Below are 1,387 nucleotides of genomic sequence, written 5' to 3' on the forward strand. Positions count from 1 at the left end.
TGGATTTGCAATACTTTCAAACCGTTTTGTTCAGCTTTGCGAATACCAAAAATATCACCGTTATTTATAATATAGATATAACTACTGACAACCATTAAACCCGACGTCAAAAACGCAATAGTCGGTAGAGAAATTACATATCTAGGGTTGCCACCGACCTCTAAGTTCATTGGAATATCTTGTTGCTTACTTAATAAAAAGCTCACGATCACAAGACTGAATAGAATCAGTGAAATGGTAAATGGATGTCGCCGATAGTCGACAAAATCGAGAAATTTTTTGGATTTCCCTGTAAAATCGAGGCCATCCGGTTCCTCCACTCTTTCCCCCATCATCACATACAGAAAACCGATAAAAACGATACCGATAAAAAGAAACAACCAAAATAACTTGAAAACGAGGGACCAGCTATGAAATCCAGCACCAACAAGCACTACAATGACAATCCCGATTATCCATTTATTAAAGGGAATTCCTTGGCGTTCCCATTTATTGATCAAATTCCTGTTATCCTTTTTTTCCTCATCTAGATTGTATGTAGACAATTTATTCATGATATACGCGCAAATAATACTGCCCCATCCAAAAGCAAATGCCATGTATGTCTCCTTAGGATAATTGGACACCTTATCATAATTTCCGATCACCCAGTTGCCAGTAAAAGCAACTACAAAAATTCCAAAAAGCATGACATATGAAGATAAATTCCTGATGATCTCACCACCCTGATTCCATTGTAAACAAGATTTCTCTATTATTTACGATTATCAGGCTACTAAGTTTCAATTATTCGAGAAAAAACTTCATGGAAGACTATTTCTTTTCCAATTCTACAGTCTACATTATCCATGGAAATAACCTCACCAATTACTTCCTGTATATAGAAAGAGTGTAAATTAAGTTGCGAAGAAAGAGTTATACTCTCTACTTACACTGCTTAGTTTACACTCTCAATATTGTTTCTATTTGTTTACTCACTTAACTGATCATACGACAACAACCTATGAATATGCACGGCCAAATATGTTAGTTCATCATTTGGTATATTTTTTTCATATAATTGATAAATATATTCTATATTCTTTAATCTTAAATGCTCCATTCATTGCCTCAGGATATAGGTTGGCAATCTGCTCAAATAATATATTATCATCGTTCTCTAGCATCTGGTCCGCAAAATAGCGTTCTACAAAAAACTTTACATGAGTAATAAAGCGAATATAATGGATATTTTCCTTATCTATGTTTATATTCAATGTATACCTAACTAGATTTACAATAATTCCTATCATTTTGGCAGTTTTCATGGAGTCTTTTGATTCCGTCCCATGAGCGTTAATTAAATGGAAAGCAATGTTTGCTGCTTCTTCTATTGGCAACTCTATAT

1 protein-coding gene and 1 pseudogene are annotated in these 1,387 nt (G+C 34.1%); both read right to left on the bottom strand.

Annotated features, from left to right (window positions below):
- Window positions 1-689: nucleotidyltransferase (locus SPD53_RS19740; RefSeq protein WP_336253578.1), on the bottom strand; the 689-nt coding region annotated here is incomplete at its 3' end.
- A 281-nt stretch (window positions 690-970) separates the two neighbouring features.
- Window positions 971-1,387, bottom strand: a pseudogene (locus SPD53_RS19745) (PRD domain-containing protein); the annotation flags it as partial.

This window comes from Oceanobacillus sp. MO10714A (assembly GCF_037072045.1).
GTDB lineage: Bacteria > Bacillota > Bacilli > Bacillales > Amphibacillaceae > Oceanobacillus > Oceanobacillus indicireducens.